Raw genomic sequence first — 23,808 nt, forward strand, 5'->3', positions numbered from 1 at the left:
ACTCTCCTCACACTCGGAACCTGTCACGTCGGTGTCAGTTCTCGGCGACAAAGGGACCGACCCCCCGCTCGATGGCCCCGAGCAAGCGATCGCGCAGAACGTGCTTCGTGACCTTCCCGCTACCGGTCATGGGGATCGCATCCGGGGCCAGGACGAGAACCGCCTTCGGACGCTTGTACCCGGGTAGTTCGGTGCGACAGAAGTCGGTCACCGTGGCCTCGTCGAGCGAGTCGACAGGCTCGGTGACGAGTGCCGCACCGACGACCTCGCCCTTGTCCTCGTCGGTGAGAGCGAACACGTAGGCGGCGTCGACACCGGGGATTCCGACAAGCGTCGCCTCGACCTCGGCCGGGCTCACGTTGATGCCACCGGTCTTGATCACGTCCGTGCGCCGCTGTTCGAAATGCACACGGCCGTCGGCGTCGATGAAACCCAGATCACCCGTGGGGAAGAAGCCCCTGGCGTCGAAGGTCGTCGTCGGATCGACCTTGTCGTAGCCGCGCATGACGCTCGGACCCCTCACATGGAACTCTCCCGTCTGCTCATCGGGTAGCCGCTCACCTGTTTCGGGGTCTCGGACCTCGATCTCGTTTCCGGCGAGGAGATGGCCCTGCGTGTTCAGGCGGATGTCGAGCGGTTCATCGGCCCGGGTGCAGGAGAACGCGGTGGCGGTCTCGGTCATCCCGTACATGTTGACGCCGCCGAGGCCGTCGGTCGGGGGCGTCTCGCAGAGCACGTCGTAGGGGCCGGTCCCCTTGTGGAGACGGCTGTGGTCGCGCGTGCTCCAGTCGGGGTGTTCGACGAGTTGGTTGAGCTGGTGCAGCCACAGATGCCAGGTCGTGGCCCGCTCGCGCTCGATCAGCTCGAGCGCGACGCCGGCGTCGAAGCTGGGTTGGAGGATCAGGGCGGCACCGTGGGAGAGCGTGCCCACCATGACGTTGATGCACCCGGCGGAGAAGAAGAGCGGGAAGTAGAACCAGACCACGTCGTGCTGGTCGAGGCCCTGGTAGTCGCCGATGCGGGCACCGTTCCCGGCGATGGCGCGGTGCGTGTGCAGCACACCCTTCGGTCGGGCCGTCGTCCCCGACGTCGTGAGCAGATAGCACTCATCATCGGGACCGACCGCGTCCTGGAGGGCGCGTACCTCCGAGTCGGGTACGTCATCACCCGACGCGAGGAACTCGTGCCACGTCCGGATACCCGCCGGGAGCACCTCCTCCCCACGAACGACGACGCTGCGCAGCACGGGGAGCTGCTGCGAGGACAACCGACCGGATTCGGTCGCCGTGATGTCGGGGACGATCTCCACGAGCATGCGCAGGTAGTCGTTGTCGAGGAACCGCGCCGACATGAAGAGGTGCTCGACATCGCCGTGAGCGAGCTGGTAGGCGAGGTCGTCGCGGTGGACGAAGGTGCTGACCGGCACGAAGAGCGCTCCGATGGACGTCGCGGCGAGGGCGAACGCCACCCAGTGCGGATCGTTCTCCATGAGCAGCGCGACGCGGCTGCCCTTTTCGACACCGGCAGCTACGAGCGCCCGGGCGTAGCGATCCGAGAGGAGGGCGAGGTCGCGGTAGCTGTACTGCGCATCGAGCGTGATGAGCGCGCGGCGTTCACCGTACGCCTCGACGCTGCGATGCAGGAGGTCGGGCAGCGACGTCGGCTGGTCGTCCGGGACGTCGCGCCCGACCGTGGGCTCAGACAAGAACGCCCTCATCCTTCAGTCTCACGGTCTCGTCGTGATCGAGACCCAGCAGATCGCGGCAGACGTAGTCGTTGTGCTCGCCGAGCCGGGGAGTCGGGCGGATGAGCGCGGGGGGTGTGCGCGTGAGCAACCACGGCGTGGCGTAGATCGTGCAGGGGTCGAAACCCTCGAACTCGTGCCACAGGGTGAAGCCGCGGGTCTTCCAGTGCGCATGCTCGTTGCGCTCCTCGAGCTCGAGCACGGGTGCCGCGGCTATGCCTGCCGCGAGAAGCCGTTCGACCGCCTCGTCGCGCTCGAGCGTTGTCGCCCACTCCGAGATCGCCTCGTCGATCTCGGCTGTCCGTGACCGCCGCCCCTCCGGAGTCGTCAGTGCATCGTCGGCGACCCACTCGCTTCGACCGACGACATCGACAAGCGCCTTCCATTCACTGTCGTCACGTACGGCGAGTGCGAGCCAGCGGTCCTCGCCGGCGGTGGCGTAAAGCCCGTGCGGGCAGTACCAGGAATGCGAGTTCCCCTGCGCGCCGGCCACGCGACCGGTGAGCTGGAACTCGAGGAGCGGCTGCCCCATCGTCGCGGCCGCGCAGTCGATCTGGCTGACGTCGACGAACTGACCCTCACCCGTGCGGTCACGGTGCTCGAGTGCCGCGAGCGCGCCGATCACGGCCTGGACCGACATCGAGGTGTCGCCGAGGCCGAACGGGAGGAGGCCGGTGCTGACGCCTGCTTCGGGATAGCCGACCATGAGCTCGAGACCCGAGTACCCGGTCGCTATCGACGCGAACCCCCGCATGCCGCGCAGGGGACCCCTCTGGCCCGCCATGCTCATCGAGACGACGACGAGTTCGGGATTCGCCTCCCGCAACTCGTCGTAGCCGAGCCCGTTCTTGGCCATCTTGCCGGCTGCGAAGTTGTCCATGACGACGTCGGCGGTCTTGGCGAGCTCGCGGGCGAGCCGGGCACCCTCGGGTACGGCGACGTTGATCGTCGTCGACATCTTGGAACGGTTGTTGTGGCAGAAGAAGTTCGACGTGTAGTCGAGGAACCGCATCAGGTCCTGACGCTTCGAGGTCTCGACGCGGATCACCTCCGCACCCATGTCCGCCAGCAGTTGTCCGGCCATCGGCCCTGCCCAGTTCCAGCCGAAATCGAGCACGCGGACGCCCTCGAGTGCCCCTGCCGGTTGCTCACCGGGCGCCAGGGTGACCGGTGCCGGCACGTCACCGGCCATCGGCTCGGCGCGAAGCGCCGGGCCGCGACCGTCGATCGCGGTGGGCGAGCCGGAGAGCCTGTAGCCCGGCTTGGGGATGCGGACGTCCGACTGTCCGAGGGTGATGGAGGCCCAGAGGTCCCGGAACGCGAACTGTTCGCTGTCCAGCACCTCTTCGACAGTCTGTGCAACGCCCATGACGATGCTCTCGGCAGCGGCCATCTCGAGCAGTTCGGCGCGCGAGTAGCACTTCAACCACTCCTGGAAGTGGCGGTGGGCCGGCTCGGAGTCGACGAGCCCGAGGTAGATGGAGTTCCGCGCCTCGTCCTTGGCCCACTTCGGGTTGTCCATGAGGTCGAGGAACGCCTCCCACTGCTTGGGGGTCGTCGATGCGATGCACACGAACCCGTCGGCGCACTCGAAGAATCCCGAGGGGTAGGGCGCGCCACCGAGCAGGCTCCCGTGCCGGGCCCACTTGTTGCCGTTCTTGGCCGTGACGTTGTGCATGCCCCCGACGAGGTAGCCCATGACCTGGGCCGAGGAAACGTCGATCCCCTGCCCTCTCCCCGAGCTGCGCCGCTCGCGCAACGCACAGAGCGCCGCGGCGGCACCGTGGAACCCGGCCTGGTAGTCGGCCTGTTCCCACGGAATGCGCAGTGGGCGCTGATCCTCGGAGCCCAACCCGAGCACCAGTGAGCTCGCCGCCTGGGCGGTGAGGTCCGTGCCCGGCCGGTCGGCCCACTCGCCGGTCCGGCCGTAGGGTGAGAGAGACACGGCGACCAGATGGGGATGACGCGTCCCGACGGCGGCGAAGTCGAGCCCGAACCGGTCACGATCGCCGGGTTCGAGGTTCTCGACGAGCACATCGGAGCCCGCGAGCTGTCGGTGCAACCAGTCGAGACCCTCGTCCGTGTCGAGATCACACGTGGCGCCCTGCTTGCCCGCGTTCACGAAGTGGAAGAGACCGCTCTCCTCGGGATCGGCTGTGTCACCCGGGAACGGACCGACGCGACGTGACGGGTCACCGGCCGGCGACTCGACCTTGAGGACATCGGCGCCGAGGTCGGCCAACAGGCGCGCGCAGAACGGCGCCGAGACCTGGTTGCCGAGCTCCACGACGCGAAGCCCGTCGAGTGCGCCCGCCATCACGTCGCCGTTCCGTCATCGACGGCATCGACGGCATCGACGGCGTCGGTAGCCGTCCACACCGCGTTACCGGCTTCCCGCGAGGGCAACTCGACGACGGCCGTGCCCTCGGACGTCCGGTCGCCACGCGGGTGCGACATCGTCCAGATGTCCAGATCCACGAGGTGCCGATCGCCCTCGACCCGCTTACCGGTCACAGTGGCGAACAGGCGTACCGCATCCCCCTGCCAGTGGAATCCCTTGAACGCGAGCCGAAGGTTGCGCAGCATGCCGTGGTCGCCGAACCACGACATCAACAACTGGGTGAACCAGTTGAGGCGCTCGAAACCGGCCTCGTACGCGCCGGGCATCCCCAGGTACTTCTGGCAGCGCTCGTTCGTCCAGTGGATCGCCACCGGCGGCTCGGGGACGTTTTCCTCGTTCTTGATGGGAAGCCGGGGTGCGTTCTCCCACAGCTGCATGGCCAGCTCGTGGCCCACGAACCAGCCACCGGCACCGAACGCCATCTCGAACGCGATCTTGCTCGTCAGCGTGATCGGGCCCTTGATGATATGCGGGACCTCGAAGCCGACCTCGACGTCCTCGTGGTAGAGCGGTTCGTCACCACGCCGGTTGGCGAGATTCTGGGACTTGTACTCGGCCCACACGGCATCGAGCTCATCGTCGGTCCATTCGTGGCGTTCGATGCCCGCGTACTTCTTCGACGACTTCGCCTTCTTGCGGGAGAATCGATGCCACGAGGTGCGGTAGGAGCCGATGAAGCCACCGTCCATCGTGTATGCCTCGGTCTCGTAGCGTTGGACAGCGGCATCACCACCCGCGAACTCGCTCTGCACGATCTCGGCGTCGGTGAGGTAGCTGCGGGACCCGATCTTCGCTCCGGCGAAGAGCGGCCGTTCCCACTCGTACTCGACACCCCGCCAGATCGTGTGACATCCGGGGAAACCGTCGGTGGCGCCGTTGACCGTCTCGGTCCAGCAGAGCGTGGCCGGAGGAGCCAGCATGGCGCCCCAGATCGACCTCCTCGCGTACGCCTCGTCGATGTAGAGCGGGTTGAGGTCGGCGATCCCCCGGGCGATCCGGCCGTTCGTCTCCTTGGTCACCGCGAAGTTGGCGAATTCGGGTCGCCAGTCCTCGATCTTCGCCTTCTCCTCCTCACTCAGGTTGAGACGGAACATCGTGCCTCGCTCCTCGCGCGAGACGCCTTTGCGTTCGAGGAGACGCTCGAGACTGGCCTGGGTGATCTCTCCCCAGATCTCTCCTTCGTGAAGCGGCATCCGTTCGCCTTTCCTCGTCGATCCTGATCAGTTGATGTCGAGCGCGAAGAACCGGACCGCGTTGTCGTGGAGAACGGCCTGTTTGGTCTCCTCGGCGATGTCGAGCTCGAGGAACTCCGCCTTGCAGCGCTCGAGGCCGAGGCCGTTGGTGCCGAAGAGCACCTTGTGCCGGCCCCGTGACGAGTCCATGAAGCGTACGAGGCGCTCGTCGAGGCTGTGGGGGTAGTAGGCCGAGATGTCGCCGAACACGTTCGGGTGTCGCCACAGCATCGAGCACCATTCGTCGACCCACGGCCAGCCCGTGTGGGAGAGGTTGATGCGCAGATCGGGGAACTCGATGGCGACGTCGTCGGCGAGCATCGGCCGACCGCAGTCGGAGGGCAGCACCTCGGCCGACTGGCCGACCTGGAACCCCACGGGGATGTCGAGCTCGGCACACTTGGCGTAGAGGGGGTAGAAGCGACGGTCGTTGGGTGCGAGGCCGTACGACAGCGGATGAAACCAGACGTAGCGGAAGCCGAGCTCCTTCACGGAGTACTCGACCTCGGCACAGCTCTCCGTGACGCGGAACGGGTCGTAGCTCGCGGCGCCGATGATGCGGCCTCCCGACTCGGCGACGGCCTCACCGACCGGCTCGATCGGGTAGTTCATGATGAAGTCGCGGTGGTGGTAGTACGACCACATCTTCGTGGCACAGACCGAGACGTGTGTGTAGCCGAGTTCGTCCATGTCGGCGAGACACTCCGCTGTCGTCGCGTGACCGGCGAGCATGCCCGCACCGCCCGAACGCTTCTTCTCGGACGACTTCTCGCTGCCGGCGGGTGGGCTCGGCTTGGACAACGCCTTGAAGGTCGTGTCCAGCATGATCTGGAACTCGCGGAACTCGAAGGGGTTCCCCGCCAGAGAGTTGCGCACCTCGAGCAGGTGGTTCATGACGTCGATCGTCGGGTAATCGGTCAGCTCCATGTCGCTCAGACCTCCAGTCCCACCCGGGCACCGTGTTGTGTGGCCTCGGCGAGCCGACGCGGCACCCAGGCCGACCCGACGAGAAAGAGCCGGTCGACCGAGCCGGCGCCTCGAAGCTGCCGGTGGAGCCGGTCGTCGGGCACCGAACCGTAGACGAGCACCACGGCATCGAATCCGTCGACGCTGCACGAATCTCCGGTGAACGCCGACGTGAACGCCAACCTCGAGCCGTCGACCTCGGCGAGGCGCATGCCGGTGTGGATCGGGATCCCGTGACCTGCGAGGCGACGCATCACCGGCCCGATCGAGTAGCGGTCGATCTGGTTGCCGAGCGCTGTCCACTTGTGGAAGATCTCGACGTCCTTGCCGTTGGTGGCCAGGAAGTCGGCGACGTTCGGAGTCTCGAAGTGGTCCTCCTGGGACACGACTGCCACACGCTCTCCGATCTCGACGCTGCCGTCGAGGACGTCCCATCCCTGGACGACGTGCGCAGCGTCGACACCCGGCGTGTCGGGACGGCGCGGAACGGATCCTGTCGCGCACACGACCACGTCGGGTTCGAGCGCGAGGACCTCGGTGAGTGACCCCTCGGCGCCCAGTCGCACGTCGATCCCGAGGAGTTCCATCTGGTTCTCCTCGTAGTAGATGAAGTCCTCGAAGGCGTCGCGTCCGGGGGCGCGGGATGCCAGACGGACCTGACCGCCGAGCGCCGCCCTGCGCTCCAGCACCACGACGTCGTGCCCGCGCTGTGCGGCCACCCGGGCGACCTCGAGACCGGCCGCGCCTCCACCGACCACGACGACCCGCCTCGGCTCCGCCGCGGGCTGGTAGAGCATCCTCCACTCGGTCTCATGGCCGATGACGGGGTTGACGGAGCACACAGGCTTGTGGAACATCGACGGGGTCGTGTTGTCGATCGACTCCGCGATGCAGCGGTTGCAGGCGATGCAACGGCGGATCTCTCCCAGACGCCCCTCGCGGGCCTTGTTGGCGAACTCGGGGTCTGCGATCCCGGCCCGTGTCATCCCGACGAGGTCGCAGACGCCCGCCGCGAGCAGGTCTTCGGCCACGACCGGGTCGTTGACCCGTCCGGCGAAGAGGACGGGAACAGGGCTGACGTCGGCGCGGATCGCACGCCCGACCTCCCGGTGCTCGGCGTGCCCGTAGTACGACGGCTGCACGTAGGGCGCGCCCCACGAATGACCGACGTCGACGTTGACGAAGTCGAGCGTCTCGCTCTCTGCGATGCAGGTCAGCATCTCCCGCATCTCGAGGAGCCCGTACCCACCCTCACGTTCTTCGCGCGCGCACACACGGACGCCGAGCGCTGCCGAGTTGCCGATCCGTTCACGCACGCGCGTGAGGATCTCGGTGACGAACCGTGTACGGGCCCCGGCGTCGCCGCCCCAGCGGTCGGTACGACAGTTCAGTGCGGGTGAGAGAAACGTCTGGGGCAGAGTCTCGTGTGCGCAGTGGATCTCGATCCCGTCGGCGTCGGCCGCCACGAGCTGCGCAGCCGCTTCCGCATACGTGTTGACGATGAACTCGATCTGATCCTCGTTCAGCTCGTGGGGAATCCAGTCGTAGGCCTCGACGATCGGAACCGACGACGCGGCCATCGTGTGGTTCAGGTGGGTGAGCTGGAAGACGGCAACCGAGCCCGCGTCGTGGACTGCGGACACGAATGCGGTGGTCTGCCCGACGAAGTCGGGCATGAGGTAGAGCGGAAAGCGCGTCGCGCCCGCGCCGGGGAAGAACTCGTCGGCTCCTTCGTCGGGCAACGGGGAGTTCAACACGAGCGTCTCGCCGCCGATCCAGCCGGTTCCTCCCCGGGCCTTGGCCACGTGGTGCTCGATGAACGCTTCGTCGGGAATGCCGGGCATGGCACCTGCGCCGATCGAGTTGGTCGTCTCGCAGATCCGGTTCGGCACGCGGATGGGACCGACGTCGAGGGCAGAGAAGAGCCGTTCGAAGCCCGCGCCCGCCGCCGTCATGGTTGATCGTCCTGACCCGTGTCGTACCGGTCGAGAACGCGGGCGATCCGGTCACGGTGGAAGTCGGAATCTCCGAGTGACGCTGCCCCGGCCAGTGCCCGGCGTAGGTACAGGTGAACGTCGAGTTCCCACGTGAACCCGATTCCGCCGTGGAGTTGCACAGCGCCTTCGGCGGCGGCGACGGCCGTGTCGCCCGCGAACGACTTCGCCGCCGACACGAGCGCCGGCGCGTTCTCCCGGTCTTCGTCGAGAGCGAGACAGGCCGCGTACACGAGACTGCGGCTGATCTCGACGTCGACGAGAAGGTCGGCAAGTCGGTGGCTCACCGCCTGGAAGGAGCCGATCGGACGACCGAACTGCCTCCGCTCTGTGGCATAGGCGGTTGTCAGGTCGAGTGCGGCCTCCGCGACACCGAGCAGGTCCGCCGCCGAGAGCACCGTCCATATGTCGTAGACAGCGCGCAGCGTCGCGTCGGCCCTCTCCGGGCCCCCGATCAGCGCGGACGCCGGTACCACGACGCCGTCGAGAACGACCTCGGCGATCGACTGGGCGTCGAGACGCCGCATCGGAGTGACGGTGATGCCCGGTGTCTCCACGGGAACTTCGACCAACCCGAGCCCGGCCGGCGTTCGGGCTGCGACCAGGAGCTGCTCGAGCTCCTCGCTGTCAGGCACGAGGATCTTCGTTCCCGAGAGCACCCACCCGTCGGCGACCGTCTCCGCCTCCGATCGGACAGCATCGGGTCCCCAGGCACCGCCGGGCTCCTCGATCGCACAGATGACGCGGTGGTCACCCGCGCACAGTGCAGGAAGAACGGAGGTGCGCTGGGCGCCGCCACCACGGTCGATCGCGATCGCTGCGGCAAGGACCGACGAGAGTGTGGCCGGAAGCAGTCCGCGTCCCGATTCCTCGGCGAGCACAGAGGCTGTCAGCACGTCGCTGCCGCCACCCCCCACGTCGTCGGACACGGCGATCCCGATCCACCCGAGCGCCGCCATCTCCTTCCAGAGCTCGGTCGGAATGAGCGCGGGCGGATCGTCGAGGGCCCGGCGCATGTGATCCGCGTCCCACCGTCGTACGAGGAAGTCACGAACGGCTTCCCGAAGAACGAGCTGCTCCTCGCTGAGTTCGAAGTCCATGTCAGTCCGGCACCGAGCGGGGAAGACCGAGCACGCGCTCGGCGATCGTGTTGCGTTGAATCTCACTCGTACCGCCACCGATGCTGTGGCCGAGTGCATCGAAGTAGACGGCGTTCCAGCGACCCCGGTCGATGACGTGTGGCGACTTCTTCGTGACGGACGCGAGTGGTCCCTCGATCGTCAGCGCGAGGCGTGCGATGCGCTGTCGGAGCTGTGCCGCGAACAGCTTTCCCACCGAGGTGTTGGCACCCGGTGGACGACCCGCGAGCTGATCACTGAGGGTGCGGTAGCCGAGGTGGCGAAGCCCTTCGAGTTCGACCCACCGTTGGGCGAGCTCCCGGCGGATCGCCTGATCGTCGATCGCACGACCGTCACCACGCGATGTGTTGCACGCGGTCTGACGAAGCCGCGTGAGGTTCTGTTCGAGTGCCAGCACGCTCGACAATCCACTGCGTTCGTGCTCGAGTGTGGTGCGCGCGATCTGCCAACCACGGTTCAGGTCACCGACGAGGTTGGCGCGAGGTACACGGACGTCATCGAAGAACATCTCACTGAAGTGGATGCCACCGGCCGCGTTGCGCAGCGGAGTGACCGTGAGCCCCGGCGTCGTCATGTCGCAGAGGAGATAGCTGATGCCTTCGCGTTTGGGCGCGTCGGGGTCCGTGCGAACGAGAAGGAAGCACCAGTCGGCGATGGGAGCGAGGCTCGTCCAGACCTTCTGGCCGTTGACGACGAAGTCGTCACCGTTGATGTCGGCTCGGGTCGTGAGCGCGGCGAGGTCGCTTCCGGCCTCCGGCTCGCTGAACCCCTGGCACCAGAGCTCCTCCGCGCTCAGGATCTTCGGGAGGAAGCGCTCCCGCTGGTGCTCGGTACCGTGGCGGATCAGCGTCGGGCCCAGGATCGTCAGGCCGATCGTGTTGATCAGCGGCGGGGTCCTCACCGCCGCCAACTCCTCGGCGACGATCACCTGCTCGGTGAGTGACGCGTTCTGGCCGCCGTATCTCTCGGGCCAGGAGAGACCGACGTAGCCCGCCTCCCAGAGGATTCGCTGCCAGTCGCGAGCCATCTGGATGGCGTCCATGATGCCGGCGCCTCCAACACCTTTCATCACGCTCGAGGCGTCCTCGAGCCGACCGGCGTGCTCCGCAAGCCAGGAGCGCAGCCGGGCCCGGAACTCGTCGTCTTCGGGTGCGAAACGGAGGTCCACTCAGGCGACCAGCCTCGTGTGCAGTTGCGACGCCAGGAGACGGATGCACTCGAGAGCATCGAGATGCTCCCGACCAGGCAGCCAGATCCGGCACGCCAGGTGCGTGACACCGGAGTCCGCCTGGAGCCCTTTGATCCGATCGAGCACGTCGAACGGTGTACCGACGAGGAAACAGCGGTCGAGGAGCTCCTGCTCGTCGAGGTCGCCCATGATGGCCAGGTCGGCCTGCTCGTCGGTGGCCTCGGCCCGAACGGCCGCCACGTGGTCACGCAACGCGGGGAGTGCCTGCTCACGCGCCTGGTCGCCGTCGGCAGCCAGGAACATCTCACGTGTCAGCACCACGTCGACCTCGTTGCGGCTTCGGCCGGCGGCCTCGAGCGCGTCGCCGTACCAGCCGATCCTGGTGCGGGCCTCGTCGTCGGTCTCGAGCGAGGAGCAGCGGAAACCGAGACCGCGTGTCGCGGCCCACTCGATCGTGTCGCGCCTCCACCCGGTGACCCAGATCGGAGGATGGGGCCACTGCACGGGCCGCGGGAGCATCGGCAGGTAGTCGGGTTTCGCCTGCCCTCGGCGCCACTGGTCGACGAACGGGGGCATGTAGGGCTGGCGACGCCATCCCGGTTGTCCCTCGGCCTCGAGCGGGAACTGGTAGCGCTCACCGATGTACTGGACGGCGCTCTGCGTCCAGAGGGTGCGCACGATGTCGACGGCTTCGCGAAAGCTCTCCTCCCGGTTGTCCCACGAGACCCCGGCTGCGTCGAACTCCGCTTCTCGCTCACCCGGCGACACGCCGAGCACGACCCGTCCGCGCGAGATCAGATCGGCGACCGCGAAGTCCTCGGCGACGTTGGTGGGGTACTCGAGTGTGAGTTGCCGGTTGGCCGCTCCCACACGAATCGCCCGGGTGCGTGCCGCGGCAGCGGTGACGAGCGACCCGACCGCCGGGCAACCACGGGCACCGTGGTGCTCCTCGAAGAGCACGAAGTCGAGACCGAGACGGTCGGCTTCGTCGATCTGGGTCAGCGCCGACTCGTAACCGTCGGCGGCGGCGTCCGGGCCGAGTCCGTAGAGCAGTCCCAGTCGCATCAGCGTCCCTGTTCCTGTCGGCGGCGACTCTCCGCACGGATGTGGGGCATGACCTCTTTCGCGAACGTCTCCATCGTGCGAAGTGTCCGCTCGTGCCTGAAGTTGGCCCAGATCGTGCGCACGATCAGCAGATCGAGATCCATCTCGATCACCGGTTTCATCTGCTCGCGGACCGATTCGGGTGTCCCCACGGCGTTGCGCGGGTTGTGGATGAACATGTCCTTGAGCTCGACGGGCAACTCGGTGATCTGTTCGCCGTCGGGATTCATGCGTTTGAGGAACCCGAAACCGAGGAACTGGTCGTTGAAGGCCGGCCAGAAGTCCTCCTCGGCGATCGCGGTGACCTCGTACTCGCTGGGCATGACGAGAACGTCGCGGAACAGGCCCCGCTTCAGCGAGGCGCGGTCGTGACCGGCTGCGACCGCGGCTTCCTCGTAGTCGTCGAAGACAGCGCCGCCACCTTCCACGTCGCCCGTGGTGCAGTAGGCCCACCCCCGGCGGCCCGATCCCCTGGCCGACCAGTCGGCGAACCCCGCACAGACCCACAGAGGTGGCGGGCTCTGGACGGGCCGCGTTGCCAGCGACACCTCGTCGTAGTCGTAGAAGTCGCCGTGGAAGGAGAACGTCTCCTCGGTGAGTGCGAGGCGGACGACCTCCATGGCTTCGAAGAGTCGGGCGCCCCAGCGTCCTTCGGGAACACCGTGGCCCAGGAACTCCTCGGGCCGGTACCCGGCCCCCATGCCGAGCACGAGGCGGCCACCCGAGAGGCGGTCGACGACGGCGGCCTCCTCGGCCACCTTGAGAGGGTCGTGCTGCGGGAGGAGGAGCGCTCCGGTGACGAGCTTGATCCGCTCGGTGTGCTGGGAGACCGCAGCGATCGTCGGAAGCAACGACGGGCAGTAGCCGTCGTACCAGAACGAATGCTCGGTGAGCGCGATGCCGTCGAACCCGAGCTCCTCGGCACGCTGCGCGTGCACGATCAGCTCGTCGTAGAGCTCGACGTGGGGGCGTCGATACGGGTGCGGGCTCTGCATCCCGTACGGGCCGACGATGATCTCCATGCTTCTCCGAACTAGTTGGTCGTCACGTGAACTCGGGCATGATCCGCGTCGAGATGATCTCGCGTTGGATCGACGGAAAGAAGACCGCGTCGACGCCGAGGGCTTCGTAGCGCTTCAGCTCCTCCACGGTCTCGCCGACCGTGCCGCAGAACAGGCTGTCGAGGAAGCGACGGTACATCGGGTGTTCCGGGGTCGGGTTGTAGACGTGCTTGCCTTCATCGTCGACGAGATATCCGTAGCCGAGGATGTGCTCTTCGTAGAAGGAGTCGATCATCATCTGGCGCATCATCTCGGCCTCGGCGATCGTCTCTCCGACGAAGATGTCCTTGAAGGCGGCGACCTTCAGCTGCTCCTCGGGCCAGCCCGCCTCGCGACCGGCTTTGCGGTACTCGCCGACGATCGTCTCCACCCGCTCGAACGGTGAGTTCGCGAGCCAGTAGGGAAGGCCCGCCGTCCCGGCCCGGCGGGCCGCAGCCTCCGTCGTACCGCCGCAGAGCCACATCGCGATGGGGCGCTGGACGGGCGTGGGCCGGAGGCTCACGTCGTCGTAGTGGTAGTGCTCACCGTCGTGGGAGAACGTGTCGTGGGTCGTCGCCAGGCGCAGGACCTCCATCGATTCGCGAAGCCGGGCGCCGCGAGTGCTCTTGGCGGTGCCGATACCGTCGAACTCCAGTGGTCGGTAGCCCATACCGAGGCCGAGCACCACGCGTCCGCCGGAGAGAACATCGAGTGTTGCCGCGTGTTCCGCCGCCTCGAGCGGGTCATAGAGCGTCTCGAGCATCGCGCCGGTCACGAGTCGGATCGTCGAGGTCTTCGCTGCCGCAGCGCTGAGCGCCTGGAGCGGAAACGGGAGAAAGCCGTCGTAGGTGAAGTGGTGCTCGGGCGCGCCGTAAGCGTGAAAGCCCATCTCCTCGGCGTTGATCGCGTCCTGGACGAACACGTCGTAGCCGTCCGCCAGCGCCGAGGGCAACGTACGCATCTTGGTGATCCCGAATGCGCCGGTCCAGAACTCCATGCTTCCCCGCCTCTTCCGTTTCCCGCTGACCGTTCCTACACCCGTTCTAGGCCTGCAACATCGGTTGTACCTCGCCGGCGAACCGGAGAAGATCGCCGTCGGCGGGACTGCCGCGCCGCCACACGAGGTGGGAGATCGCCGTCTGCGCAGCGAGGGCACGGATCTCGTCGATGAGCTCGCTCGACCCGCCACCGACCCGGTACTCGTCGCCTCGGTCGTCCATCACGATGCGTCGCTCGAGGACCGGTTCGACCTCGGCACGGATCCGACCCTCGGCGTCGGCGATCTCGCGGTAGCGGGCGAGGCGCTCGATCGCCTCCGCCGTCGGGGTTTCGGCCGCCACGAGAGGGGAGACGCCCCGCTTTGCGGCCCACACCAGCGTCTCGTCGTCGGCGATCTCCGCGTAGGTGGGTGGACGCGTGCTGTACGGCTTGGGCGTGATGGCCAGGAAATCGGGGGTGTCGGGTCCCCAGTCCCACTGGGGGACGTAGGTGCCGCCGGGCTCCGGCGTCGTCACACCGGCGGGAGCGTCGTCGGGGGTGTGCGAGGGAAACCGCACGAAGTCGCCGCGGTAACGGAACTCGTCGACCGCCCAGGCGTGGGTGACGAAGTCGAGTGTCTCGTGCACCTGCGCCGCCGGCACACCCTGGTCGCTCGCGGCGGTGAAGGCCAGACCGGCCCGACCGCGGGAGAAGACGTCGAGTACCGCGACCTCCTCGGCCACGCGCACCGGATTGGCGCGCGTGACCCGACGGGTCGCCCGTAGCTGCAGCGAGTTCGTCTGCCGGGCCAGGTTCGTCAACCAGAGCACCGGTGACGGACAGCTGGTTACATCCTCACGGGACTCGGAGACCCAGATGCTGTCGTAGCCGAGACCGTCGGCGACGACGGCTTCGTCGGCCACGTGCTGCCACGCGGCACCGGCGTCGTCACCCTCGAGGTCCCAGCTCAGACCGACTCTCATGGCTTCCGCCTCCTGGCTCCTCCGTCTGCGCGGGCGCGCTCGGCCGCGTCCTGGGCCAGTGCGGACTTGGCGACCTTGCCGGTGGGAGTCATCGGGAGCTCGTCGACCGCGATGACCGCCTCGGGCGCAAGGTACTTCATGGCCTGCTGCTGCGCGAAGAACTCCCGGAGCTCCTCGACGTCGACCACCGCGCCGTCTCTCGTGACCACGTACGCGCAGACCCGTTCGCCGAGGCGTTCGTCGGGCATCCCCACCACGGCCGCCTCCTCGACGTCGGGATGTTCGACGAGGAGATCTTCGACGGCCTTCGGGTAGATCTTCGTGCCACCCCGGTTGATGACCTCCCCGGCCCGGCCCGCGAAGTAGAGGTAGCCCTCGTCGTCGACGTGACCGCGATCTCCTGTCACGAACCATCCGTCGTCGGTGCGCGTCGCCGCGGTGAGCTCGGGCTGCTTGTGGTAGGCGACGAACAGCGTGGGGCCCCGGAACATGATGTCTCCGATTTCGCCCGGTGGCAGCTCGCGCGAGTGATCGGAAGGGTCGGTGATCTTGAGCTCCGCCCCGAACAGCGGTCGGCCGACGGACTCCGTCGCCTTGTCTTCGGGATCCCACGGCATGGTGCGTGTGTGGATGATGTTCTCGCCCATGCCGTAGGTGTTGGCCGATCGGACACCCCACACGGACTCGAGCGTCTCCATGAGCTCGGGCGAGCTCCGCGCGCCGCCGAGGCTCACGGACTTCACACTCGTGGTGTCGGTGCTCGCGAAGTCGGGGTGGTGCAGGATACCGATCAGATGAGCGGGTGTGCCCGAGATCGAGGTCACCCGTTCCCGCTCGATCAACTCGAGGACGTCACCGGGGCGGTAGCGGTCGACGAGCACCATCGGGATGCCCGCGAGCGCGCACTGGTACGTGGTGAAGTGACCGAAGCTGTGGGTCATCGGCGAACAGGTGAGGTTGACGATGTCGGGGTCGAGATTCGCCAGGGCCTGCGACATGTTCTTGAACGTCGAGATGAGCGTGTTGTGCGTGTGCAGGAAACCCTTGGGGTCGCCTTCGGTACCCGAGGTGAAGTTCAGGTAGAAGACATCGTCGGGATCCGTCGTCACGGTCTCGAGACGATCCAGATGGCGTCCGCCCTCGTCGATCAGCGCCTCGAGAGCGACCTCTTCCGGGCCATCCGGCACTCCGCCACCTTCGTCGAGCGGGGTGTCGCCGCGGGCGATGATCACCTTCCGGAGCCGGGGCAGGTCATCCCGGATGTCGCGGACCGCGTCGGCGTAGCCGTGACCTTCGAACCTGTCGGGAACGACCACGAAGTCGGTGTCGCAGAATCTCAGCAGCGAGCGGAGCTCGCGCTCACGGAACACGCAGTGGACGGGCTGGATCACCGCTCCGATTCGTGACAACGCGATCTGGAGGAGACAGAACTCGATCCAGTTGGGCAACTGGACCGCCACGATGTCGCCCCGCCGAACACCCGCCCGAACGAGTCCGGCGGCGAGGGCGCCGGACTCCGCCTGGTACTCGGCGAAGCTCATCCGCCGGTTCCGGGTGATGACGGCGATCGAGTCGGGCCGTTCGGAGACGGTCTCGTCGAAGAGGTCGTGAAGTGTCTGATCGGTCCACATGCCCGCCGAGACCCACCTCCGGCGGTAGGAATCGTCGAAGCGGGGGAACTCGTGACCCCCGGTGGACCCGTGCGCGGCCGGGCCGCCTGGTGACGATGATTCTGTGGTCTTCAGCTCGATCACCCTGTACCGTTCGAGATCGTGGCGAAGCTCATGGAAATGATCGCCCGGGAGCGACGGCTGGCAGACCAGCGGCGGGAGATCGGTGAGTTGCGCGCCGAGATCGAGAAGCTACGAGCCGGCAACGAACGTCTCCGCACGGCCATGCGACGGTGTCTGACCTGTGAGTACCGCCTGGAAGTGCTGTCCGACACCGACAAGAGCTGAGCACGCTCCATCAGGTGCCCACGACCTCTTCGATGCCGGGAAGCAGCGATCCGTAGAAGGCGGTCACGCTCTCGACGGCTTCGTCCTCGGTCATGTCGCGGGGCGCCGACCAGGTGCAGCTCCACTCGAGTCGACAACTGTCGGGACCGGTTTCGTGGACCGTCATGGTGGCGAAGTAGTCGGCGACCGGCAGCGGATTGTTGACAGGAATCGAGTACGAGATCGTCCTGGTGTCCTCGTCGAGCGCTTCGAGCTTCTCGACGATGGCTGTCGTCTCGTCGAGGTACATGTGACGGAGCATCCCCACGCCCTCCCCCTCGAACTCGTGGTGATGCACAGCGGGTACCCAGCTCAGGTCGCTGAAGTCTCCGAGAACCTTCCAGAGAGCGTCGGCGGAAACCGCGAAATCGTGGGTGACGTGGACCGTCGCCTCGTCGTGGGGACCGGTCATGTTCTCTCCTCCCTATCTCAACTTAATGAGTTAAGTTAGGCGCGATAAGCTCCCGGTTCAAGGCCCGGAAACGGGACGGGACCGGCTCGCAACGGCCAGGAACGCCCCGGACGGCCCGGGGTTGTCGAGGGGGAGGGGGGTCGATGGCGGAGGCAGTGTTGCTCGATCCCGAGCGTCTCGAGCAGTACCTGACGGCCGACGCCTCCCACCTCGGCGTGCGTCATGTCCACTCGATCGAACGTTTCACCAACGGCCTGTCCTCGCTGAGTTGCAGGGTCGGGGTCGAGACCGACTCGGGCCCGGCCACGTGGGTGTTGCGCGCCGAGCCCGATCACGGCGTGATCCCGCCCTACGACATCGCCTGGGAGAGCCGGCTTCTCGCCCGGGTCGGCAAGGCAGGACTGCCCGTACCGGGTCTCGTGCACGTCGAGACCGACGAGCACGCCCTGGGGCACCGCTTCGCACTCATGACCTACGTCGACGGTGAGGTGTACCGGAGCCTCGACACCCGTTTCGACGACGACCCCGCTCTGAAGAAGTCGGTCCAGACCCGCTTCGTCGAGATGCTGGCCCGAATACACCAGACACAGGACCACGGGCTCGCGGGCTTCGACGACGGGCCGAGCTCGGCGCGGGCCCTGGTGGCGGTCTGTCGCCGACGCCTCGCCGACACCGAGATCATGCCCAAGCCCCTGCTGCGCCACGCCCTCGACGTCCTCGACCGGCTGGCACCCGAGTGTGAGCGGCTCGTGCTCCTCCACGGCGACTACCGCCTGCCGAATCTGAAGTGGCGGGACGGCGAGATCGTGGGCGTCCTCGACTGGGAGCTCGCACGGGTCGGCGACCCCGTCAGCGACCTCGCCTTCACCCAGACGGTCGGAGCCGGGCCGTGTGCGGTCGAGAACGAGCTCGCCGAATACTACTGCGAGCTCACCGGTGAGACCGTCGACGAACGTCGGATCGTCTACTACCAGACCCTGGAGCTCCTCAAGAGCTCGATCATCGGTCTGGCCGGAGCCCACGACGTCGTCACCGGCGGCACGGACCTCCGGCTCCTCTCGGTCGCCGCCCTGGGGGCGACCGCCGAGCCCATCGTCGCGATGCTCGAGAGCCAGTTGGAACTCGCAGAGGAGATGAACACGTGATCCTGCTCGACTCCCAACAGATACTCGCTGCCATCGGGCGCTCCCTCGAAACGCATGTTCTCCCTTCGCTCGACGACGAGCTCGCTCGCACGCAGGTCCATGCCGCTGTCACGGCGCTGGCCGAGGTGTCGCACCGCCTCGAGCACGGTGACCCCTACATCGAGATGAACACGCGGCTGGAAACCGGTCTCGCGGGTATCGCAACCCAGACCCGGGGCGAGTCACCTGAGCTGGCCGCACGGATCGAGACGGCGCTCGCGGCCGCCACGGGCATCGACGATCCCCGCGAGCGCCACCGCCGTCTGGGCGAAGCACTCACCGAGTTGCTCGGGTGCGACGATCCGGGAGTCGGCCAGGTGCGCCAACTGTTGGAGCAGGAGGTCAGTCGGACGGCCGGCGAGGACTCCCTGTGGATGTCTACCGCGGCGATCGAGTCGCTGCAGTGAGGAAGGGAAGCTGATGAACATTTCACTCGACGATCGCGTGGCGATCGTCACCGGTGGCGGTACCGGGCTCGGTCGAGGCTTTGCCCGTGCTCTCAGCGAGGCAGGCGCGGCCGTCGCGGTGACGGGTCGCCGGCAGGAGCCGCTCGACGAATTCGTCGCCGAGGCGGAAGCCGACGGACGCGAGGCGCTCGCGGTCCCGTGCGACGTACGTTCGCGTGCGCAGGTCGACGCGTGCGTGCAGGGGGTCGTCGACTGGAAGGACGGGGTCGACATCCTCGTCAACAACGCCGGGATCTACCCGCCGTCACCGTTTCTCGACGTCGAAGAGGAGCAGTGGCTCGACATCATGGAGACGAACGTCAACGGGCCGTTCCGGTTCTCACAGGCCTGCGCCCGCCGGATGACCGAGAAGGGCCGGGGTCGGATCATCAACATCCTCTCACCCTCGGCAGAGCTCGGCTTCGGGTTCGTCAGTGCGTACGGAACATCGAAAGGGGCGCTGGCGTCGATGACCCGCAACCTCGCGGCCGAACTGACCCCGTTCGGTGTCACGGTGAACGCGCTGATGCCGGGGCCTTCGGCGACGGACACCTTCCTCGGTCTGTTCACACAGGTCGGGGTCGACCTCATGGCCAACGGCCTGCCGGTGCAACGGGCCTGCCGCGACGAGGACATGGCGGCTGCGCTCGTGTATCTGGCGTCCGACGCGTCCGGCTACGTCACGGGCGCCACGCTGTGCGTCGACGGCGGCATGACGAACACGTTCCCCACAGGAGGCTGACCGTGGCACGCTTCGATGATCGGGTGGCGTTGATCACCGGGGGCGGATCCGGGATCGGACGTGCCATCAGCCGGCGCCTCGCCGACGACGGCGCAAGGGTGGCGATCGCCGACATCACCGAGGACGGCGCCGACGAGACCGTCACCCTGATCGAGGAGGCCGGCGGCACCGCTGTCTCGATTCCGTGCGACGTCACGGCACTCGATGACTGCATGAACGCGGTCGCGGCGATCGACCGGGAGTGGGGACGACTCGACTTCGCGGTCGCCAATGCGGGCATCGTGGGCTTCGGCGTCGTCGACGACGTCGGCGACGAGGACTTCAACGAGGTTCTCGATGTCGATCTTCACGGCGTCTTCCGGACCGCGAAGGCCGCTCTGCCACTCATCAAACAGACGGGTGGCGGTGCGCTCGTCTTCATGTCGAGCGTCGAGGGCCTCGTCGGCAGCGCCTTTCTCCCTGCGTACTGTGCCGCCAAGACCGGGCTGCTCGGACTCTGTCGTTCCATGGCTCACGAAACCGGTCCGTACGGCATCCGCGTCAACTGCGTGAACCCCGGCTTCACGAAGAGTCCGATGACCGACCCGCTGGGGATGGACGACTACTGGATCGAACGGACGCCTCTCGGGCGCGTCGGCCAGGCCGAGGATGTCGCCGGCGTCGTTGCCTTCCTCTGCAGCGACGACGCCGACTTCGTGACCGGGCAGTGGCTGGCGGTCGATGGTGGCCTCACCGCCATCCGGTGAGACGAACGAGACGAGAAGGGGTTCCGGATGAAGATCACCAACTACGACGAAGTGGGCATCTACCCACTCGACGAAGACGTACAGGAGGAGCTCCTGACGTCCCAGAACGAGTGTGCATTCGTCTGGGGCACGAAGGACCACTGGCCCGTCGGCGTGATGATGAGCTACATCTGGCGTGACGGGCGGTTCTGGCTCACGGCCACCAGCCAGCGCAAGCGGATAGCGGCGATCCGCCGCGATCCGCGTGTCTCGGTGATCGTGTCGGGCATCGCCACGCCCGTGGGCCCCGCCCGCACCGTCACCGCCAAGGGACGTTGCATCCTCCGTGACGACGAGGAGACGAAGAAGTGGTTCTATCCGGCGCTCGCAAAGGTGATCATGGGCGGTGAGGGTCCCCTGACGGACATGTTCGCCGAGATGCTCGACTCGGAGCGTCGCCTGATCTTCGAGGTGGTCCCCGAGAAGTGGATCACCTACGACGCCACGAAGATGATGCAGGACTCGATCGAGAGCTGGACGGCTGCGGCAGAAGAGAGCGCGGATCTCGAAACTCCCGGAACGAACGACACGTAGGACCGGTCACGTCGAGCTGAGATCGAGCTCCCGGGGTGCCCGCCGTGCAGGGTCGGCCGGACGGCCATCCATCGACACCCGCATCACGCAGTCGAAAGCGGGCAGGTTGGGCTCGAAGTGGATCGACATCGGGACCTCGGGACCCAGAAACGCCTCACAGGTCGCCTTGCAGCCGTAGAGGCAGGCGTTGGTCTGCGGCTCGGTGTCGCTCACGACCTTGTGCATCGCGCAGTCGGGGATGTAGCACTCGATCACGCCGTCGTCGACACCCCGGATCTCGATGTCCCCCACGATCGGCCACATCGTCGCCATCGACCGTGCGTTGATCTCCGTAGCGCGCGATCCGCTCATCGCCGAACCGATCCCTTCGGGTGAGCGCTCGTCGAGTCGCCGGAGGAGTCGTTTGACCCAGCCGACCCAGTTCTCCATGCGACCGCCCAGAGTCGAGACGATCAGATCCTCGAAGTCGGGCTGCGACATGCGTGCCTCGAGCTCGCCGCTCGCCCATTCGAACTCCCGTACGAAGTTGCCGTACGTCTTCTTCCAACGGGCGTAGGGGGAATCCCACCAGGTGATCTCGTTGCGCCGCGCCGTGACGGCGCGGTGGTCACGCTCGATCCGGTCCGGGTCGTCGTCCATCAGCCGGAGTATCGGGACGTAGGTCTCCTCGACGAGACCACCGAGGTGTTTCATCTCGGAGCGCATGACGAAGGCTCCCCACCAGGCCTTGAGCCCGTACTGCTCCCTGAGCCGCTCGAACATGAGCTCCCCTCCGACCTTCGATCGACGATCCTAACGTGGTGGACGACCTCGACCGATCGACGTCGCCACCCGTGCCCTCACTCGGCCTTCTCGGCCGTGGCAGGATCGTCTCGTCGGGACTGCGCGCCGAGGCGGCGCCGCCGTTCGCCTGTGCGCCGCGAATCGAGGTGCCGCCGTTTTCGGACCCTGGGGGGCGGAACCTCGATGGTCGGCTCTTCGGGTGCGGGGCCTCGCCGCCCGGTCACGGACTGCCGTAGCAACAGACCGAGAAAGCGAACACCGCCGACGAGCAACGTGACGTAGAGGCGCCAGCGCTTCGGTGACCGGTAAAGGTACCGGACCACCGTGGGATCCCGGAGCAGCGTCACGAACTCGACGAAGTCGGGGCCCCGCAGCGGCATGATGTACTCCCACGAGACCGGCTCTTCGGTCTGTCCCTTCACGTAGAGCTTGTCGCCGCTCTTGACCGCCTCGCCGTCACTCAACCGGAGGCTGACGGTGCGCTGACCGAGGCCCTTCGACCAGAACCTCATCAGCCGACCAGACCCTGTTCGCGGGCGCGGATCACGAAGTCGGGCTCACTCCACCAGCGGTCGAGACCGAGATCGTCGGCGACGACACCGGCCGCGTTGTACCCGCCGGCGAGGAGCACCATGCCTCCCGGCCAGACACTGGCCCCCGCCACATAGAGGTCGTCGATCGGGGTCCGGTAGCCCGAGCAGTCGATGTTGGGCCGGTTCGACAGCATCTGGGTCGTGACGTAGGCCCCGTGCTTGATCGAACCCCGCTTCATGTCAGGCAGCTTCGCCTCTATGTAGGCGGGATGGTTGACGTAGCTGCGAATGACCCTTGCCTCGGCAAGATTCGGGGCGTACTCGGCCCAGGTGTCGAGGATCCGCTCGGCGTAACCCTTCGCGACGTCGTCCCAGTCGCCCTCGACGTTCTCGTAGGGTGCCAGCGTCTCCCAGCACGCGACGGCCGAACCCGGCTCGACGTCGATGGGAGCCTGCATCGGGTCGAGATCGGTGAGGGTCATACCGGCGCCCACCAGGTCGAACTCACCCCGGCGCACACCGTCGATGTGATCGAGAAGATCGTCGACGGTCTCGACGCCCATGATCTTGACCAGGGCCCGGTCGGCGACGGGGTCGAATTCGGCCGCAGCGTGCTCGGGACGCCGATCGAGCGCGTAGTGCACGTTGAGCGTGCTCGTCGACTCCCACTCCCACGCCTTCGTCTGTTCGACGAGGCTCGGCGACGCCTGATTGCACGCATCCTCGCCGACCAGTTCGAGGAACGTGGTCTGCGGATTGGTGGTCGTGATCACCTTCCTGGCGAAGACCTCGTCGCCCCCTGCAAGCCGAACGCCGACCGCCTTGGTTCCGTCGCAGAGGATCTTCGTGACGGGTGCGGCCCGCTCGAACGTCACCCCGTGGTTGTTGGCGAACCGGGCAAGCGACCCTGCGAGCTGATGAGAACCGTTGGAGATGATGCTCGCGTTCAGGAGTCGGTGGTAGAACAGCGGCAGCAGGAACCCGAGGCCACCGTCGGGATCCATGCCGTACATCGTGCCGAGGTAGAGGATCGCCGTTCTCAGCAGCTCGCTCTCGAATCCGGCGGCGTCGAGCGTCTCGAGAAACGTCTCCTCGGCCATCTCGTTGACGAGCTCGCCCACCTCGCTCTGCTGGTACGACATGACCATGTCGAGCATCGGCATCGGGAGCGTGAACGTTGCGGGGATCAACGCCTCCTCGACGATGGTGGACCACTCGTGCATCACCTCCGGGTACGCCTCGGCATCGGCGGGTGAGAAACGGGCGATGCTCGCGGCGGTGCGCTCGACGTCGGGATACAGCGTCAGCGCCCGACCGTCGCGCGTGAAGATGGCGGCCGCGGCGTCGGGACGCCTGTAGCTGCAACCCCAGCTCTCGAGCTCGAGGTCCTCGTAGGCAGGTGCCACGTCCATCATCATCATCAGCTTGGCGTGGGTGTTGAAACGAAAGCCCGACCACTCCTCGGTGATCAGACCGCCCCCGAGCTCGTGGTGACGCTCCAGCAGCAGGACCTCGGCCCCGGCCCTGGCGAGGTAGCCGGCCGCGACCAGTCCGTTCGGACCACCGCCGACGATGATCACGTCGTATTCGTGCTCGAGCTTCGTCATCGTTTCGTTCCTTGC

The 23,808-nt window shown here is 66.9% G+C and carries 22 protein-coding genes; 6 read left to right on the plus strand and 16 right to left on the minus strand.

The window, feature by feature from the left end; translation table 11 throughout:
* Positions 1 to 34 precede the first annotated feature (34 nt).
* The 12 genes from R3A49_10955 to R3A49_11010 are packed head-to-tail and all read right to left on the minus strand — an operon-like array spanning position 35 to position 16,524.
* A complete protein-coding gene (locus R3A49_10955; GenBank protein MEZ5171250.1) occupies positions 35 to 1,705 on the minus strand; it encodes a class I adenylate-forming enzyme family protein in 1,671 nt (556 codons plus the stop codon).
* Positions 1,698 to 4,061: a CoA transferase gene (locus R3A49_10960; GenBank protein MEZ5171251.1), complete on the minus strand. Its 2,364-nt coding sequence runs from the start codon at positions 4,059 to 4,061 to the stop codon at positions 1,698 to 1,700. Before R3A49_10960 ends, R3A49_10955 begins: the two co-directional genes overlap by 8 nt.
* Positions 4,061 to 5,338: a MaoC family dehydratase N-terminal domain-containing protein gene (locus R3A49_10965; protein MEZ5171252.1), complete on the minus strand. Its 1,278-nt coding sequence runs from the start codon at positions 5,336 to 5,338 to the stop codon at positions 4,061 to 4,063. Before R3A49_10965 ends, R3A49_10960 begins: the two co-directional genes overlap by 1 nt.
* Positions 5,339 to 5,365: 27 nt before the next feature.
* Complete coding sequence (locus R3A49_10970; protein MEZ5171253.1) at positions 5,366 to 6,304, minus strand: amidohydrolase family protein; 939 nt, start codon at positions 6,302 to 6,304, stop codon at positions 5,366 to 5,368.
* A gap of 5 nt (positions 6,305 to 6,309) precedes the next feature.
* A complete protein-coding gene (locus tag R3A49_10975) occupies positions 6,310 to 8,298 on the minus strand; it encodes an FAD-dependent oxidoreductase (protein MEZ5171254.1) in 1,989 nt (662 codons plus the stop codon).
* Complete coding sequence (locus R3A49_10980) at positions 8,295 to 9,437, minus strand: acyl-CoA dehydrogenase (GenBank protein ID MEZ5171255.1); 1,143 nt, start codon at positions 9,435 to 9,437, stop codon at positions 8,295 to 8,297. Before R3A49_10980 ends, R3A49_10975 begins: the two co-directional genes overlap by 4 nt.
* A 1-nt stretch (position 9,438) precedes the next feature.
* Positions 9,439 to 10,644 (minus strand): acyl-CoA dehydrogenase family protein, encoded by a 1,206-nt coding sequence (locus R3A49_10985; GenBank protein ID MEZ5171256.1) that lies wholly within the window; start codon positions 10,642 to 10,644, stop codon positions 9,439 to 9,441.
* Complete coding sequence (locus tag R3A49_10990) at positions 10,645 to 11,730, minus strand: LLM class flavin-dependent oxidoreductase (protein MEZ5171257.1); 1,086 nt, start codon at positions 11,728 to 11,730, stop codon at positions 10,645 to 10,647. It abuts the gene before it with no gap.
* Entirely contained in the window at positions 11,730 to 12,791 is a 1,062-nt protein-coding gene (locus R3A49_10995; GenBank protein ID MEZ5171258.1) for an LLM class flavin-dependent oxidoreductase, read from the minus strand. The genes R3A49_10990 and R3A49_10995 overlap by 1 nt, the downstream gene beginning before the upstream one ends.
* Positions 12,792 to 12,813: 22 nt before the next feature.
* Positions 12,814 to 13,806, minus strand: coding sequence for an LLM class flavin-dependent oxidoreductase (locus R3A49_11000; protein MEZ5171259.1), 993 nt, complete (start codon positions 13,804 to 13,806; stop codon positions 12,814 to 12,816).
* Positions 13,807 to 13,852: 46 nt separating this feature from the next.
* Entirely contained in the window at positions 13,853 to 14,770 is a 918-nt protein-coding gene (locus R3A49_11005; GenBank protein ID MEZ5171260.1) for an LLM class flavin-dependent oxidoreductase, read from the minus strand.
* A complete protein-coding gene (locus R3A49_11010) occupies positions 14,767 to 16,524 on the minus strand; it encodes an AMP-binding protein (protein ID MEZ5171261.1) in 1,758 nt (585 codons plus the stop codon). The genes R3A49_11005 and R3A49_11010 overlap by 4 nt, the downstream gene beginning before the upstream one ends.
* Before the next feature lie 18 nt (positions 16,525 to 16,542).
* Between R3A49_11010 and R3A49_11015 the strand changes: the two genes are divergently transcribed.
* The gene (locus R3A49_11015) at positions 16,543 to 16,728 is read left to right on the plus strand and encodes a hypothetical protein (protein ID MEZ5171262.1); all 186 of its coding nucleotides are present in this window, start codon (positions 16,543 to 16,545) and stop codon (positions 16,726 to 16,728) included.
* Positions 16,729 to 16,738: 10 nt separating this feature from the next.
* Here R3A49_11015 and R3A49_11020 read toward each other — a convergent pair whose 3' ends face one another.
* Positions 16,739 to 17,179, minus strand: coding sequence for an SRPBCC family protein (locus tag R3A49_11020; GenBank protein ID MEZ5171263.1), 441 nt, complete (start codon positions 17,177 to 17,179; stop codon positions 16,739 to 16,741).
* A gap of 143 nt (positions 17,180 to 17,322) precedes the next feature.
* Between R3A49_11020 and R3A49_11025 the strand changes: the two genes are divergently transcribed.
* Genes R3A49_11025 through R3A49_11045 form a run of 5 tightly spaced genes read left to right on the plus strand, consistent with a single transcriptional unit; the run spans position 17,323 to position 20,870 of the window.
* On the plus strand, positions 17,323 to 18,324 hold the full coding sequence (locus tag R3A49_11025) for a phosphotransferase family protein (GenBank protein MEZ5171264.1): 1,002 nt from the start codon (positions 17,323 to 17,325) through the stop codon (positions 18,322 to 18,324).
* Positions 18,321 to 18,770, plus strand: a complete 450-nt coding sequence (locus R3A49_11030) for a hypothetical protein (protein ID MEZ5171265.1) — start codon at positions 18,321 to 18,323, stop codon at positions 18,768 to 18,770. Before R3A49_11025 ends, R3A49_11030 begins: the two co-directional genes overlap by 4 nt.
* Positions 18,771 to 18,783: 13 nt before the next feature.
* Positions 18,784 to 19,551: an SDR family oxidoreductase gene (locus R3A49_11035; protein ID MEZ5171266.1), complete on the plus strand. Its 768-nt coding sequence runs from the start codon at positions 18,784 to 18,786 to the stop codon at positions 19,549 to 19,551.
* Positions 19,552 to 19,553: 2 nt separating this feature from the next.
* Positions 19,554 to 20,297, plus strand: a complete 744-nt coding sequence (locus R3A49_11040) for an SDR family NAD(P)-dependent oxidoreductase (protein MEZ5171267.1) — start codon at positions 19,554 to 19,556, stop codon at positions 20,295 to 20,297.
* Between the two features lie 27 nt (positions 20,298 to 20,324).
* On the plus strand, positions 20,325 to 20,870 hold the full coding sequence (locus R3A49_11045) for a pyridoxamine 5'-phosphate oxidase family protein (protein ID MEZ5171268.1): 546 nt from the start codon (positions 20,325 to 20,327) through the stop codon (positions 20,868 to 20,870).
* 6 nt (positions 20,871 to 20,876) lie between these two features.
* Here the strand turns inward: R3A49_11045 and R3A49_11050 are convergent, their stop codons facing one another.
* From R3A49_11050 to R3A49_11060, 3 genes are all read right to left on the minus strand, one after another.
* Entirely contained in the window at positions 20,877 to 21,632 is a 756-nt protein-coding gene (locus R3A49_11050; protein ID MEZ5171269.1) for a hypothetical protein, read from the minus strand.
* A gap of 77 nt (positions 21,633 to 21,709) precedes the next feature.
* On the minus strand, positions 21,710 to 22,165 hold the full coding sequence (locus R3A49_11055; GenBank protein ID MEZ5171270.1) for a hypothetical protein: 456 nt from the start codon (positions 22,163 to 22,165) through the stop codon (positions 21,710 to 21,712).
* Positions 22,165 to 23,793 carry an NAD(P)/FAD-dependent oxidoreductase gene (locus R3A49_11060; GenBank protein ID MEZ5171271.1) on the minus strand — a complete coding sequence of 543 codons (1,629 nt, stop codon included), beginning with the start codon at positions 23,791 to 23,793 and terminating at the stop codon, positions 22,165 to 22,167. Before R3A49_11060 ends, R3A49_11055 begins: the two co-directional genes overlap by 1 nt.
* Positions 23,794 to 23,808 lie beyond the last annotated feature (15 nt).

This window comes from Acidimicrobiia bacterium, assembly GCA_041394025.1.
In the GTDB taxonomy this organism is placed as follows: Bacteria; Actinomycetota; Acidimicrobiia; order IMCC26256; family JAOSJL01; genus JAOSJL01.